This is a genomic window from Desulfogranum japonicum DSM 18378 (assembly GCF_000429945.1).
Classification (GTDB): Bacteria; Desulfobacterota; Desulfobulbia; order Desulfobulbales; family Desulfobulbaceae; genus Desulfogranum; species Desulfogranum japonicum.
Genome location: NZ_KE386995.1, coordinates 102884 through 118292, shown reverse-complemented (window position 1 = coordinate 118292; position 15409 = coordinate 102884). Strand labels below are relative to the sequence as shown.

Genomic DNA, 15409 nt, shown 5'->3' with positions numbered 1-15409 from the left:
AGGCAACCAAACCGGCACGCGGATGGAGCATACACCACCCGCGTGTCGGTGATCAAAGAAGACAACCGTCAATACTTCAGCCCCATCCGATCCCTGGCCAGATCCAGCGTCACAGAGGCTTTCTCCCGTGCCTTTTCAGCTCCTTTAGCTAAAACCTGACGCAGATAGTCACGATTATCCAACAGTTCTTTTTTTCTGGCACGCGCACTTTTAAAATACTCGTTAATCAATTCAAACAAGTCCTGCTTCAAATACCCGTAGGCCGCGCCACCATTAACGTACAGGCCATGTACTTCTTCCATCTTTTCCGGAGAAGCAAACAGTTTAAGAAGCGCATACAGATTGCATGTATCGGGATCCTTGGGCTCATCAACAGGAGTTGCATCTGTCTGGATAGACATGATCACCTTGCGCAACGGTTTTTCATCCATAAATATGGGAATAGTATTGCCATATGATTTAGACATTTTCTGGCCATCAAGCCCTGGAACGATAGCTGTTGACTCACTTATAGCCGGCTCAGGCACGACAAAGGTTTCCCCAAATGCATTGTTGAATTTGATAGCAATATCCCTGGCAACTTCGAGATGCTGCTTTTGGTCTTTTCCAACTGGAACAACCTCTGCCTGGTAAAGCAGGATATCAGCTGCCATCAGCACAGGATAAGAGAACAGCCCGTGGCTGGCTGGAATATTTTTTGCAATCTTATCTTTATACGAATGGCAACGCTCCAAAAGGCCCATAGGGGTCAGAGTGGACAACATCCAGGTTAGCTCACAGACTTCAGGCACATCAGACTGTACCCAAAAAATGCATTTGTCAGGATCCAGCCCAAGAGCCAGAAAATCTGCAGCTGCTTCTAGAGTACCTTCTCGTAACCTGTCCCTATCATGTACAGAGGTGAGTGCATGCAGATCTACTATAAAAACATACAGATCCGAAGAATCCATATGGCGAATCATAGCCTGCATCATTCCAAAATAATTACCAATATGTAGCTTACCTGAAGGCTGAATGCCTGATAGTATTCGTTTCATCTGTATTGCGTAAATGTTGAAGTTAACGGTGCATATTCTTCCGGATTTCTCACAAGCATTTTTTACAGTAGACGCAAAGCACCGGACATGCAACTGTAGTGAACAACCGGAGTCCAAGCTTACCTACAAATGTTCGGTAACAAAAGAGGTAGTGAAAATCTGCTCGCCCCGTAGGGTAACATTTTCACATTTGCCTGAAAAACACTCTGCTTTACAGGCAGTTAAACATGTATCCAAAAAGAGCCATGGGAAATGCGGGGTATTTGAGTTCAATGTATAGCGCAAAATCAAAAAAAATGGGAGTGCAGAAAACTGCACTCCCATGATCCGACAAACAATGTCAAAGATAAAATATCTTATTTTACCTCTTCAAAATCAGCGTCTACAACATCATCATCGTCGTTACCGCCTTTTTTGGCACCACCTGCAGCACCGGCTCCGCCCGCTCCTGCACCAGGACCGCCGGCACCACCCTTATCTTGTGATGCCTGGGCATACATCAGTTCAGCAAGTTTATGGGAAGCTTGAGTCAAGGCCTCGGTTGCAGACTTAATAGCCTCAACGTCATCACCTTCCATGGCTTTTTTGAGATTTTCAATTTCGCGCTCAACATTGGCCTTTGTCTCAGCATCAACTTTATCACCCAACTCTGTCAGGCTCTTCTGAGTCATGTGCACCATGGAGTCAGCATTATTTTTTGCTTCGACCAGTTCTTTGCGTTTTTTGTCCTCTTCTGCATGCAGTTCAGCATCCTTTTTCATCCTTTCAATCTCTTCTTCGGACAATCCTGAAGAGGCTGTAATACGAATGGACTGCTCTTTATTGGTTCCGAGGTCCTTCGCAGATACATGCAGAATACCGTTGGCATCAAGATCAAAGGCTACTTCGATCTGAGGAACACCTCGCGGCGCCGGAGGAATATCAGCCAATTCGAATCGGCCAATGGTTTTATTATCCTGGGCCATCTCACGTTCACCCTGGAGCACATGGATGGAAACTGCAGGCTGGTTATCGGCAGCTGTGGAGAAAACCTGGCTCTTTTTGGTGGGAACCGTGGTGTTTTTCTCAATAAGTTTGGTCATTACACCACCCAGCGTCTCAATTCCCAGAGACAATGGGGTGACGTCAAGCAGGAGAACATCCTTTACATCACCCTGTAGTACACCACCCTGAATAGCAGCGCCAATGGCAACCACTTCATCCGGGTTTACGCCTTTATGAGGCTCTTTGCCAAAAATAGCTTTGACCTTCTCCTGCACTTTTGGCATACGGGTCATACCACCCACAAGGATAACCTCATCAATGTCGGAAGCACTTAACCCTGCATCTTTTAAAGCTGTCATACAAGGACCGGCTGTACGCTCGATGAGATCTTCAACCAGTGCCTCAAGTTTAGCACGACTCAGCTTGATGTTCAGGTGTTTGGGTCCTGAAGCATCTGCGGTGATAAACGGCAGGTTTATATCGGTCTCCATGGCAGAGGAAAGCTCTTTTTTAGCCTTTTCCGCTTCCTCTTTCAGGCGCTGCAACGCCATTTTGTCATTGCGCAGATCAACACCCTGCTCACGCTTGAATTCATCTGCAAGCCAGTTAACAATGCGCATATCAAAGTCTTCACCACCGAGAAAGGTATCGCCATTGGTGGATTTCACTTCAAAAACACCATCACCAATCTCCAGGATGGACACATCAAAGGTACCGCCACCCAAGTCATACACAGCTATTTTTTCTTCGCCTTTCTTGTCCAGACCGTAAGCAAGAGATGCAGCTGTCGGCTCATTGATGATGCGCTGTACATTCAGTCCGGCGATTTTACCAGCGTCTTTAGTTGCCTGGCGCTGCGCATCATTAAAATAAGCGGGCACTGTGACAACAGCTTCGGTCACCGGCTCACCGAGATACTCCTCAGCAGTCTGTTTCATTTTACCAAGGATCATGGCTGAAACTTCCGCAGCGGTGTATGTTTTACCTTCTACCTCAACGACGGCATCACCACCAGGGCCCTCAATGATCTTAAACGGACTTACGTCAACAGATTTCCTCACTTCAGCATCGGTAAACTTTCTTCCGATCAGTCGCTTGATTGCAAAAAGTGTCCTGGTAGGATTGGTTACAGCCTGGCGCTTTGCCACCTGACCAACCAACCTCTCACCATTATCAGTGAAAGCAACGATGGATGGAGTAGTTCTGTTGCCTTCGCTATTTTCGATGACTTTGGGATCACCACCCTCCATGATGGATACACAAGAGTTGGTTGTACCCAAGTCAATTCCTATGATTTTTGCCATAATTCGTTCTCCTGTCTCCTATATAATAAAATCTAACGATATATATATTAATGATGTGTCCACACCGCGACCACTTACCTGAAAGGTCCCTGGTAAAGCAGCAGATGAAATGTATTTTTAGGCTGCCGGACCGCTCGATACTACAACTTGTGCGTGGCGCAGCACGCGATCCTTGAATCGGTATCCTTTTGCATATTCCCGAACCACGTGGTTCGCTGGGATTGTGTCATGAGCTTCCATGGTCAGGGCATCCTGCTCATCCGGATTAAAAGGTTGCCCTACGGAATCCAATGCTTCAACACCAAATTTTTCCAGAGCTGCCACCAACCCTTTTTGGGTGAGATCAAGTCCCTCAAGCATGGATTGAAGCTTCGCTGTATCATCACCGGCATCAGCCTGTCCCTGCTCTATGGCACGATCAAGATTATCAAGCGTTGTAAGCAACTCCCGTAAGATATTTTCTCCGGCATACTTAATGAGTTTAGCCTGTTCCCGCTCCATCCGCTTTTTGAAATTTTCAAACTCGGCTGCAACCCTAAGCAGTTTATCCTGTGTTTCGTCAAGCTTCTGTTTCAAATCCTCGCCAGAAGGTTCAACTGCCTCCTCTGCAGCACCGTTCACGTCGTCCGAGTCTTCAGAAACACGCGTTGCTCCTTCCTCTTCCACAGGTTGTTGTTCTTTATGCTCCTCTACCACCTCTATCTCCCTTTTCTACAAACTCACAACTCAATTGAATATTTGTCTTCCATGAACACTCAGCCCTGCTGTCGATTCACTCGTGAGTTCTCAAATAACAAGGCCGGGTCAAATCTGCTGGCAACATTAAGTATGGTAAAAAGAGGTGTCAAGGGGAGCAAAAACCCTTTTACCAAGGAAAAACCCTCTGCAACTCCAGATAAATAGCTCCTCATTATTCCGTCGGAACCTACTCTTCAGGCAGAATTTGTTTTCTTCATGCCCACAGCCGGTTATTCGCTTTTCAGGAACGATAAAGGTAGCACTGAAAGATGACCAGGAAAAGGGCAAGCCTGTTAAGCATTACAATGAAAAAAACTTGCAGGCACATTTACAGCACCTGCCGCACTACCAGGGTCAGATACGGCTTTATTCCGGGCAAACGGCAGATGCAACAGAATATGCTTATAAGAACGCAAGATTAAGCAGATTCCAGATATCTTTGAATACATTCACTTATCGTCTCGAAGATTTTCCTGAATTTTTCCTCACAGGGCTCAAGCAGTGTTATACGGAAGCCATGCAGTTCAGTGGCAAATGAAGATAAGGGGACGACACAGATGCCTGTAGAGGCAAGAAGGTAATATACAAATCGTTTATCGGGCTCCACGCCTGGACCGGACACAAGGGTTTCCACCAGTTCACGAGCATCTTTGTTATCAATGGGCAGAAACTGCTGACTGTTGAGAATTCCCTCTTCAAAAACAGCACTCATGTAAAAAGCTCCATTTGTTTTGTTGACCAAAAGACCTTTTACATTTTTTAAAATATCGTATGCAATGTTGGAATGTTTCTCATAACGTTCAATTCGCTCTTGCAGATACGAATGATACAGAGGGTGCTCCTTGATCCTGGGCAGCACAATCTGTGGCAATGTTGTGGAGCAGACCTCCAGCATTTTTGCATTCAGGATAGACTGTACATACATATCAAACATGGGATCTTTGTGGCTGTTATACACTTCTATCCATCCACAACGGGCACCAGGCCAGGGCATTTCCTTGGAAATACCACGCATGCAAAGCGCCGGGACCTTCTCCCCTATTACCGTACATAGTGGGGCTGCCACCGTACCGTTATAGGTCATGTTTTGATAGATCTCGTCACAAATAATGAAAAGATCATTTTTCTCACAAATTTCAACAATCGAGCGAATCACTTCTGCCGGATATACGGCACCGGTTGGATTATCTGGATTGATAATCAGAATTCCCGCCACTGCAGGATTATATTTGATATGATTTTCAATATCTTCCAGATCCGGGTACCAGTTATGGTTCGGGTCCAGGATATAGGTCACTGGTTCAGCACCTGCATGGGCAGCTTCAGCGGAAGAATGGGTTGTATAACTGGGCGTTGGAACAACTACCCTTGCGGTTCTTTTCAGAAAACCAAAGACCTTTGAAATGGCATCACCAAGCCCATTAAAGAAAATGACATCATCCGCATCAATCTGTACGCCGCCTTTGCTATTGGTCCCTTCAGCTATGTACTGACGCGTTGCCAACATTCCTTTTGTCGGGCTATATGCATAGGCAGCATCCTCCTGGACGGCTTCACTGACAAGATTTTTCATCCAGGCTGGAACTGTTTCGCCTTTGGTTACCGGGTCGCCGATATTTTCCCAGTTGATTTCCACGCCCATTTTCTGGAGGCGTTCACAAACTTGAACGATATTACGGATTTCGTAGTTGAGCTCTCCAGCTCCGATATGAACTATATTGGTTCGCATACTAGCCTGATGTAGAAAAATTGAAATAAAAGGAATACAAACACGACCAGGCCCTGCCACAGATCATTGCAATACTGTAAACCGACCTTACAGGATTCGTGTCCAGATCAATGCACATAGACGTGTGCTCTTACCACAACCTCTGGACAGAGTCAACTGAGCATAAAAAAGATGGCAACGTACGTGAGCTACATCAGTCCCATATATACAATCAGTCAAAGGGAATTTCCCGCGCACAGCCTCCACTTTCCTCCATGGTTTTGTATCAAACACCTTGTTTCAATAACGCATGCAGAACCTTATCACGGGTCACAGGTTGAGAATAATACATTCCCTGTGCCTGGTCACACCCATTGCTGATGGCAAGATTATGTTGTTGTCGGTTGCTTACGCCCTGCGCAACAACTTTCCTGTCAAGCTTATGGGCAAGTGTTGTTATGGTCTCTATCAGGTGCACATCACCATGATCCGCATGACGGATTTCAAGCAGATGAGGATGTAGTTTCAATCCATGCAGGGGGATTTGCTGCAACCGTTGCAACGAAATCTCGCCGAGACCAAAATTATCTACAACCAACCGTACGCCAGCCGCAGTCAGTTCTCGAAGTTCAGCAAGACAGGGCGATTGTTTATCCACAAGAAGCTGTTCCTGGAATTCCAGTTCCAATGCGCCCTTAAGAACTGAAAACTCCTCTGTTTTTTGTTTGACCTTTGCGGCAAACGCTGGATGATGCAGGCTTTCAAGTGTGACATTCAAACTTACAGACATCTGCTTACAGACACCTTGCTCCTGCCAATACTGTAAAGCATGAGCAATGCTGTCCAGGCCTAAACACTCCAGCTCCATTAAAAGATCACTTCCCTGGGCCAGCGGAAAAAACTCTTCAGGCATGAGCAGGCCCCGTTCAGGGTGCATCCAGCATAATAACCCTTCATACCCGACTACTGTAGCCTGCGGCAAATCATGTAACGCTTGAAAAAGCATACAGAATTGATTTTCCTGCAGCGCCTGCCGCAACAATGTAGTTTCCAACTGACGCTGTTCAAGTCGCTGTGAACCCGTCTGCCCTGCATAAAAGCGATAGGCATTTCTCCCGGATTCTTTTGCCTCATACAAGGCGACATCTGCACACTTGACCACTTCGTCTTTATTCTGCGAATCATCGGGGTACAGACTTATGCCGATACTGGTGGACACAGCAAGAGTATGGGAGTTGAGTTCAAAAGGACGGGTTATGGATGCAATTATTTTTCGGGCAACAGTGGCAGCACCATCTTTATTGATGATATCCTCCAGAATAAAAACAAACTCATCACCTCCCAGCCTGGCAACGGTGTCCGCAATCCGGCACAGGTTCTGTAATCTCCGGGCAACCTCGATCAGCAGTTCATCACCAACATCGTGCCCCAGCGTATCGTTTATGGTTTTGAATCGATCCAGGTCCAGAAAAAGAACTGCAACCTTACCCGAGTTGCGTTTTGCTTTATCAATGGAATGATTCAAACGGTCTTTGAAGAGCAATCTGTTGGGCAACCCGGTCAAGGTATCATGGTGGGCAAGTCGATACAGGCGGGATTGGCTTTCCCTGAGTTCCTCCTCCACCCGCAATCTGTCGGTAACATCCCGTGCGACCTCTATGACTCCATACAATTGGCCCTGGCGATCAAGCAGAGGAGATACATCCAGTTCAAAGGTATTGTTCACTCCGTTGCCATGATACTGATTATGGAGCAATTTAATCTGTATGCCATGCTGCCCCATGGCTTGTATCGGACAGGGGTAAGCATCGTTGGTACAGGGCTGCTTTCTTCCACATAGCAGTTCATAACATTTTCTTCCCTGCATACTGCTGGCCGGTATGGCCTTCTGCGCCAGTTTGGCGGCTGCCTGATTGGCAAGCAATACGTTATAGCTGGTATCTATGGCAATAACAGGATCTCCCGCACTATCAATCACTGTCTGCAGGAAGGTACGTTCATTGCTTACGGCATCATGCAGTTGCTGCTGTATGGATGCCATGGCCTGTTCCCTTCTTTTCTGCAAAGTAATATTCTGGTGAGTACCAGTCATGCGGACGGGCTGCCCTTTTTCATCCCGTTCAACCACCCTGCCTCGATCCAAAAACCATTCCCATTCACCACTATCACTTTTCACTCTGTATTCAATGCGATACTCTTCAGAGTTCCCTTCAAGGTGATCATTGAGGATGGAGAGTACCCTCTCCCTGTCATCCGGGTGAATAAACCTCTGCTCAGCTACCGTACCACCTGACAGCCTGCCGTTTTCATTTCGATAGTCCAGGTGACGTTTATGATTCGGACTGGTATACATCTCTCCGGTTTTTATATTCCAATCCCACAGCCCTGCCTGGGAGGCGTAGAGAGCGAGTTCATAGCGTTCTTCCATGAGGAACAGATGCTCTTCACGTTGCCGGGCGGCTTCTTCTGAAACCAATTTTCTTAGAGCGCTCCCCAGAGCTTCTCCAATTTCCCTGTAAAGAGTGAAAACATGTTCATCCACCACAGTAACTGTGGGCTGTATAATAAAAAAACCGTTCAAGGTTTCGTTACAGTGTATGGACACACAAATACTCGCTTCCTCATGTGGCGGCATCATGCTGCAAAAACGACAACCTTCTTTCTGACACTGGAGAGACATGGAATCCAACTTGCCAAAAATCTGACTCCCGCACCATGGCAATTCCCCTGCTTTCAGTGCCTCCATAATGGAAGGAAAATGTTCCTGCAGTCCACATTCGGCGGTAACCATGCCTCCTGATTCAAAATCAACAAGAACAACCAGGGCCCAGAGATGCTGATTGTCAGACACAAAACGATCACAAACCCCCTGCAGCAGGGAGGGGAGATCCCTCTCAGATATCAAGAATCTGCAGATATCGTAAGATATACGCAGGATGTCACTGGAAGAACACGTTGTAATTTCGTTTTGAGCCATGATCCTCAACAGACAAAAAGAGATTTTTTTCAAGTAAATACAAAATATAGCCAGCTACGACACCTGCTGTTCAGAGAACATGGATACGACCAGATACGCAATAAACCTGCCCCTGTGCAGAAATGATCTTTCCGGATTCTCATTCTTTGCCTGCCTAAAAGTGGGTAAAACCCAAAAGTTCTGGACAAGCCACTATGTAATATCATAGCTTTTCAACTTATTTAACAGCGTCTTTCTGGTTATCTGCAGACGCCGTGCAGTTTCACTGCGGTTACCGCCGGTTTCTTCCAGGGTTTTAAGAATGAGTGCCTTTTCAGCTTCTTTCAATGTTGCTGGGCGTTCCACCTCTTGCGGCTCGTTGGTCCCAGCCCACCTTTGAATAGCTTCAGGGAGGCCTGCGGTCTCCAGATATTCACCACGCATGAGAATCACCCCACGTTCCAGGGAATTTTCCAATTCACGAACATTTCCCGGCCAGGGATATCGGTTAAGCACATCCATGCATTCTGGCGTTACGCCACTCACCTGTCGACCATTCTTTGCGGCGAATTTATGCAAAAAATATTCCGTCAACAAGGGAATATCTCCGTGTCGTTCCCTTAGTGGAGGTACTTTCAACACGACTACATTCAGACGATAGTACAAATCTTCACGAAATCTGCCGGCTGCAACTTCATCTTCCAGTCTTCTGTTGGTTGCCGTTATAATTCGGACATCCACATTCACGGTCTCCTGACCACCGACTCGCTGCAGCTCATGTTCCTGCAAAACACGTAACAATTTAACCTGCATGGCCTGGGAAGTTTCTCCAATTTCATCCAGGAACAAAGAGCCGCCCTGGGCCTGTATAAAACGCCCCTCCCTTCTTCTATCAGCACCGGTAAAAGCACCACGCTCATGGCCAAACAGTTCTGATTCCAACAATGTTTCAGCCAAAGCTGCGCAGTTAACCTTGACCAGAGGTCCAGTGTTACGCAGACTGTTATGATGCAGGGCCGCAGCCACAAGTTCCTTTCCAGTTCCGGACTCGCCATGTATAAGCACAGTGGCTTCTGTGGGCGCAACCTGCATAATCATTGTCCACAAATCCTGCATAACCTGGGAGCGCCCGATAATCCTGCTGTTTTCTTCTCCAAAGGGATGTCCCACAGCCGTGTCTTCCTCAACCTGCTGCCTGTGCCCCATGGCGATTTCGAGAGTTCGACGTAATTTATCAAAATCCAAGGGTTTGGTCAGGTAATCATGGGCACCCTCTTTCATGGCAGCCACAGCAGAATCAATGGAGGAAAAGGCAGTCATAATAACCACAGGAATGGCCGGATTAATCGTGTGAATGCGCTTCAAAGCCTCCATACCGTCCATATTGGTCATGCGCACATCCATCAAAATAGCATCAAAAGGCCCCTCCTCAACAGCTGCCACAGCTGTAATTCCGTCATCAGCCTCTTCACTCTCCCAGCCCCAGTCTTTGAAAAGGGAGGTAAGCATGAAACGGTGTACCTGTTCATCATCAACAACCAGCACTTTAACCTTTGGTTCTACAGCCTGACTCATGGTATGTTTTTTCTTTTCCTTTCCCCTCTCTAACCTGTTAAACAGGCTGAGAGAAAGAATTCAGTAGAGGATGCACATGGAATATCACATCAAGATAGAAAAAATTATAACAGGTGGCAAAGGTTTAGGCTACCTTAAGGACGGTATGGTAGCCATGGTCCCCCATGTTTTGCCCGGTGAACAGGTACATATCCGGGAAACAAAACGATTCCGGGGACACATAACAGCAGACCCCATCTCCATCAGCCATCCTTCGCCATTACGAAAAGAGCCGCCCTGCCCTTATTTCACAATCTGCGGGGGATGCAGTCTACAGCATGCGGAATATAACGAGCAACTACGGATCAAACGAGAAATTCTCCTGGAAAGCCTGACACGGGCGGGTATCCAGACGACCGCTATAACTGTACACCCGACACTTCCATCTCCTTTACCATACGGATATCGTAATAAAATACGCCTGCATTGCAGCCAACAGGGTGATATAGGGTTCCACCGCTGTTCCAGCAACCGGATTGTTCCCATTACCGCCTGCCCGCTGGCACCATCTGGTATCAACCAGGCACTGGATAAACTCCTGCACAACGGAGAATGCAGGCAGGTTCTCTCTACATGCAGAGCAGTTGAAATCATACAGTCCCCCGAAAATGGCGACATCTGCATGGTTGTTGATTTTGGCCGGGAAATAACAGCAAGGAAACAACTCCATTCACTGCAGACAATCACCGATCATGTCTTCTCCAAAAAACGGCCCAAGGATGGAGACATTCACAAAGGCGCCCTGCGAATGGGGCAGAAATTTCGTCTTGATACTCTCAGCTACACCCTTTACTGGGACCACAACTGTTTTTTCCAGGTTAACGCATCCCAGAATGAGCACATGGTTAACCTGATTGTCAATATTCTCCGTCAAAAACAGCCAGGTACCCTTCTGGACCTCTTTTGCGGCACAGGAAATTTTTCCATCCCCCTTACCCTTGCCGGCTGCAACGTGCACGGTGTGGAGCATAACAGGCATAGTACAGGGTGGGCCCAGACCAATGCCCAGCTTATGCAGTGCGATGAATCATGTAAATTTACAGCCAAAAATGTTGTCAGTTTTTTACAGACAAAACAACACACCAACTATGACGCAATTGTCTTGGATCCTCCAAGACAAGGGCTTGGCAAAGAAAATGCGCACACATTGGCACAAGGCAATGCTGCTTGCATAATCTACATTTCATGTGATCCGGCCACACTTTCAAGGGACCTGGCGGTACTCACGACATCCGGGTATCATTGCAGGGACATTTTTCCGGTGGACATGTTTCCTCAGACCCACCATATCGAATCGGTGGCAGTTCTGGAAAAAAATTGACATCTGCCTGTTGACGCACTATGTATACTGCTTTTTATATACTCCATACATATTCCCAACGATCCACTATTTTATTCTGATGGAAAAAACAAGTAACCTGCTCAAACAACGACGAGAAAAAGCAGAAACACTTGCAGAAGCAGGCGTTAAGCTTTTCAGCAACAGTTTTACAAATCCCCATCATATTGCTGCAATACTGCCGCAAGGGGAGCACCTGAGCCCTGAGGCCCACGACGAAAGCGGTAAAACCTATCGTCTGGCCGGCCGCATCATGTCCATGCGAAAGTTTGGCAAGGCAGCCTTCTTTCATCTCCAGGACAGCTCAGGACGCATACAGATATATGCCCGCAAAGACCTGCTGGGAGACGAAAACTTTGCCCTGTTTAAGAAATGGGACGTGGGCGATATCGTAGGGGTTGTGGGCAAACTGTTCAAAACCAAAACTGGCGAGACTTCCATTGAAGCCCGCGAACTGGCCATGATTACCAAATCCCTGCGGCCTCTGCCTGAAAAGTTTCATGGTCTCACAGATGTGGAGACCAGATATCGTCAGCGCTATCTGGATCTGATCGTGAATCCCGAAACCAGGGAAACCTTTCAAAAACGTGTTGAAATCATTCGGCTGGTTCGTGAATTTCTCAATAATCGCGGTTTCATGGAAGTGGAAACACCAATGATGCAACCCATCCCCGGAGGTGCGACCGCCAAGCCGTTTAAAACACATCACAATGCCCTGGATATGGATCTCTATCTGCGCATTGCACCTGAGCTGTATTTGAAAAGGCTTCTGGTTGGTGGTTTTGAACGTGTTTTCGAAATTAATAGAAACTTTCGAAACGAGGGACTCTCAACCCGGCATAATCCCGAGTTTACCATGCTGGAATTCTATCAGGCCTACGCCACCTACCATGACCTCATGGACCTGACCGAGGAAATGGTTTCCTGGTTGTCTGCTGAGGTTACCGGCTCCATGGAAATTACTTATCAGGGGACAGCAGTCAACCTCGCCCCACCCTGGAAACGGTTGACAATGGATCAGGCACTGGTTGAAATAGGTAAAGTGGATCCGGCCATCCTTGCCGATGATGCGAAGGTTTTTGAACTGGTTAAAGAAAAAGGCATCGAACTGCAGCCTGAAGCAGGCATTGGTAAAGCAAAAACCGAGCTTTTTGAGCTACTTGTTGAAGAGAAGCTGATCGATCCCACCTTCATCACCTCTTACCCCACTGAAGTATCGCCTTTGGCCAGAAGAAATGAAGAAGACCCCAGTGTCACTGACCGTTTTGAGCTGTTTATCACCGGAAGGGAGATAGCAAACGCATTCAGCGAATTGAACGACCCTGTGGATCAGTTCCAACGTTTTGAAAAGCAAATCAACGAACGTGGTGATGATGAAGAAATTCATCCTGTTCTTGACCGCGATTATGTTCGGGCTCTCGAGTATGGCATGCCTTCAGCTGCTGGCGAGGGTATAGGCATCGATCGCCTGGTAATGCTTCTCACCGATGCACCTTCTATTCGCGACGTCATTCTTTTTCCACATCTCAAACCGGAAGCTCGAGACTAAGCCGCATTTCAAAACCGAGCCAGGAGGCCTCCGAGAATTGGCATTGCTTCTGAAAAGAACACCAATGATGAAAAAACTTCTCCGACAGACTCCAAGTCCTTTGGGACAATACACACATTACGAGTGTATTGTCCCTTCCATTTACAATACAGCAGATATAAAGTTCACAAAACACGTTCTCCGAAGCATGTGTTTTTAAAGATCACTTCCTCCTTCCAGGGCAGCAATAATGGCCTCTTTTGAATGGTTTGTCAGCAGGCGGTATCTGCGGGCCAAAAGAAAACAAAAATTCATCTCTCTGATCACTGTCATATCCGTTCTTGGCGTTGCAGTGGGAGTACTGGCGCTGATAGTTGTTCTCAGCGTCTATACCGGCTTTACAGAGGGACTGCGTGATCAGATAATCGGCCTCAATGCCCATGTGTTGGTTCAATCCTATCATGGTACCATTGCAGAGCCGGAAAAGGCCATCAGTACCATTGAAAAAACAGACGGAGTTATTGCCGCCACACCCTATGTCTACGGGCAGGTTTTGGTCAATTCCCAGGCAGGTTCCAGTGGAATGGTGTTGCGTGGTATCGATCCCGCCTCAGCAGTCAACGTCATTACCATTGACCAGGTCATGAAGCATGGTCATCTAAAAGACCTTGATAAAAATCTGGACTTTCCCGCAATCATCATTGGCAAAGAATTAGCCCGCAGACTGCGCGTGATGCCCGGAGACAAGCTACGCCTTATTTCGCCCAATGGTCCGTTGTCTCCCATGGGGGTGCTCCCAAAGATAAAGACCTGTCTGATTACCGGAATTTTCGAAACAGGCATGTTTGAATATGACTCCACCATGGGATTTACCAATATTACCACAGCCCGCACCCTGGCAGGCATTGACAATGGAGCCCATGGCATCGAGGTCAAGGTCCGTGACGTTGACCGAGCCGACCAGACTGCAGCAGCCATTGGATCTGCTCTGGGAGCCAGTTATAGTGTACGGGACTGGATGCGTATAAACCAGAATCTGTTTGCTGCTCTTAAATTAGAAAAGGCTGGCATCTTCATTGCGTTAGATTTGATCATCCTGGTTGCCGCACTCAATATCATCAGCGCATTGATTATGGTGGTCATGGAAAAGAATCGCGATATTGCCATCCTTAAATCCATGGGAGCAACAACCCGCTCCATTATGCGTATTTTCTTTTATCAGGGCATGGTGATCGGCATTTGCGGTACAACTCTTGGGGTATTGAGCGGCCTGGGCCTGTGTGCTCTTCTCAAGCGATATAAGTTCATTGAACTACCCAGCAATGTGTATCCCATGTCTACTCTGCCTATAAAGGTTGTTCCCTTTGACGTGAGCCTGATAGCCCTATCCGCCATGCTGATCACCTTGCTGGCGACTCTTTATCCTTCCTGGAAAGCATCGCAGGTACGCCCTGCAGAGGCATTGACCTATGAATAGCAACACACTCCTTCAGGCCACAGAGGTTTCTAAATCATACCGCAACGGTGACAACATCATCACGGTACTCAATGGAGTAAACCTCACGCTTCTGAAACGTGAAATGGTTGCCATTGTCGGCGCTTCGGGGTCAGGCAAAACCACTTTGCTGCAAATCCTGGGAACCCTTGATACAGCAGATCACGGAAGTATACTGTTTAAAGGGCAGGAACTCCATCAGCAACCAGAGGCGTCTCTGGCAGCACATCGCAACAGCAACATCGGCTTCATCTTCCAGTTTCATCACCTTTTGCCCGAATTCACAGCGCTTGAAAATATCATGATGCCGGGGCTTATCCAGGGACAGAATAAAGCGATTCTCAGAGATAGAGCAATGGAACTTTTGCAAAGGATACAACTGGCAAAAAGGGCTGATCATCGAAGTGGAGAACTCTCTGGCGGAGAGCAGCAACGCATAGCACTGGCCAGGGCTCTCATCCTCCAGCCGGCATTACTCCTGGCTGATGAACCCACCGGTAACCTGGATGCAGGCAGTGGACAGATGGTTTTTGAACTCCTCCAGGAACTCTCAGACAGCTTTGACCTATCCGTGCTGATGGTAACCCACAACATGGAATTGGCCCAGGCCCTTGACCGTACGCTCACCCTGGAGAGTGGTCATCTTGTTTAACAGTAGCTGCTCACAGCGCGCCTGATCTTTCCACGATCGACCGGGCTTACCTAT

10 protein-coding genes are annotated in these 15409 nt (G+C 47.4%); 4 read left to right on the top strand and 6 right to left on the bottom strand.

The features are described from left to right. Positions 1 to 68: 68 nt before the first annotated feature. The 6 genes from trpS to G493_RS0125120 all read right to left on the bottom strand — a co-directional run bounded on the left by trpS (position 69) and on the right by G493_RS0125120 (position 10302). Positions 69 to 1037 (bottom strand): tryptophan--tRNA ligase, encoded by a 969-nt coding sequence (trpS, locus tag G493_RS0125155; RefSeq protein ID WP_028582561.1) that lies wholly within the window; start codon positions 1035 to 1037, stop codon positions 69 to 71. A 356-nt stretch (positions 1038 to 1393) separates the two neighbouring features. Continuing rightward, a complete protein-coding gene (dnaK, locus tag G493_RS0125150; RefSeq protein ID WP_028582560.1) occupies positions 1394 to 3325 on the bottom strand; it encodes a molecular chaperone DnaK in 1932 nt (643 codons plus the stop codon). A gap of 117 nt (positions 3326 to 3442) precedes the next feature. Next, entirely contained in the window at positions 3443 to 4021 is a 579-nt protein-coding gene (locus G493_RS31285; protein WP_161629891.1) for a nucleotide exchange factor GrpE, read from the bottom strand. Between the two features lie 460 nt (positions 4022 to 4481). Further along, positions 4482 to 5792, bottom strand: a complete 1311-nt coding sequence (locus G493_RS0125130; RefSeq protein WP_028582559.1) for a pyridoxal phosphate-dependent aminotransferase — start codon at positions 5790 to 5792, stop codon at positions 4482 to 4484. A gap of 265 nt (positions 5793 to 6057) precedes the next feature. Further along, positions 6058 to 8748: a sensor domain-containing protein gene (locus G493_RS0125125; protein WP_028582558.1), complete on the bottom strand. Its 2691-nt coding sequence runs from the start codon at positions 8746 to 8748 to the stop codon at positions 6058 to 6060. A gap of 192 nt (positions 8749 to 8940) precedes the next feature. Beyond that, on the bottom strand, positions 8941 to 10302 hold the full coding sequence (locus G493_RS0125120) for a sigma-54-dependent transcriptional regulator (protein ID WP_028582557.1): 1362 nt from the start codon (positions 10300 to 10302) through the stop codon (positions 8941 to 8943). Between the two features lie 76 nt (positions 10303 to 10378). Here G493_RS0125120 and G493_RS0125115 point away from each other — a divergent pair, with 76 nt between their 5' ends. The 4 genes from G493_RS0125115 to G493_RS0125100 all read left to right on the top strand — a co-directional run bounded on the left by G493_RS0125115 (position 10379) and on the right by G493_RS0125100 (position 15355). Next, positions 10379 to 11662 (top strand): class I SAM-dependent RNA methyltransferase, encoded by a 1284-nt coding sequence (locus tag G493_RS0125115; RefSeq protein ID WP_028582556.1) that lies wholly within the window; start codon positions 10379 to 10381, stop codon positions 11660 to 11662. A 79-nt stretch (positions 11663 to 11741) separates the two neighbouring features. Continuing rightward, entirely contained in the window at positions 11742 to 13229 is a 1488-nt protein-coding gene (gene lysS, locus G493_RS0125110; RefSeq protein ID WP_028582555.1) for a lysine--tRNA ligase, read from the top strand. 229 nt (positions 13230 to 13458) lie between these two features. Continuing rightward, positions 13459 to 14685 carry a lipoprotein-releasing ABC transporter permease subunit gene (locus tag G493_RS0125105; protein WP_028582554.1) on the top strand — a complete coding sequence of 409 codons (1227 nt, stop codon included), beginning with the start codon at positions 13459 to 13461 and terminating at the stop codon, positions 14683 to 14685. After that, complete coding sequence (locus tag G493_RS0125100) at positions 14678 to 15355, top strand: ABC transporter ATP-binding protein (RefSeq protein WP_028582553.1); 678 nt, start codon at positions 14678 to 14680, stop codon at positions 15353 to 15355. The genes G493_RS0125105 and G493_RS0125100 overlap by 8 nt, the downstream gene beginning before the upstream one ends. Positions 15356 to 15409 lie beyond the last annotated feature (54 nt).

Excerpts from the sequence above, each read along its gene's own strand:
- G493_RS0125120 (WP_028582557.1), bottom strand. The coding sequence starts at position 10,302 with ATGAGTCAGGCTGTAGAACCAAAGGTTAAAGTGCTGGTTGTTGATGAT.
- G493_RS0125105 (WP_028582554.1), top strand. The coding sequence starts at position 13,459 with ATGGCCTCTTTTGAATGGTTTGTCAGCAGGCGGTATCTGCGGGCCAAA.
- G493_RS0125115 (WP_028582556.1), top strand. The coding sequence starts at position 10,379 with ATGGAATATCACATCAAGATAGAAAAAATTATAACAGGTGGCAAAGGT.
- G493_RS0125125 (WP_028582558.1), bottom strand. The coding sequence starts at position 8,748 with ATGGCTCAAAACGAAATTACAACGTGTTCTTCCAGTGACATCCTGCGT.
- dnaK (WP_028582560.1), bottom strand. The coding sequence starts at position 3,325 with ATGGCAAAAATCATAGGAATTGACTTGGGTACAACCAACTCTTGTGTA.
- G493_RS0125130 (WP_028582559.1), bottom strand. The coding sequence starts at position 5,792 with ATGCGAACCAATATAGTTCATATCGGAGCTGGAGAGCTCAACTACGAA.
- lysS (WP_028582555.1), top strand. The coding sequence starts at position 11,742 with ATGGAAAAAACAAGTAACCTGCTCAAACAACGACGAGAAAAAGCAGAA.
- trpS (WP_028582561.1), bottom strand. The coding sequence starts at position 1,037 with ATGAAACGAATACTATCAGGCATTCAGCCTTCAGGTAAGCTACATATT.
- G493_RS0125100 (WP_028582553.1), top strand. The coding sequence starts at position 14,678 with ATGAATAGCAACACACTCCTTCAGGCCACAGAGGTTTCTAAATCATAC.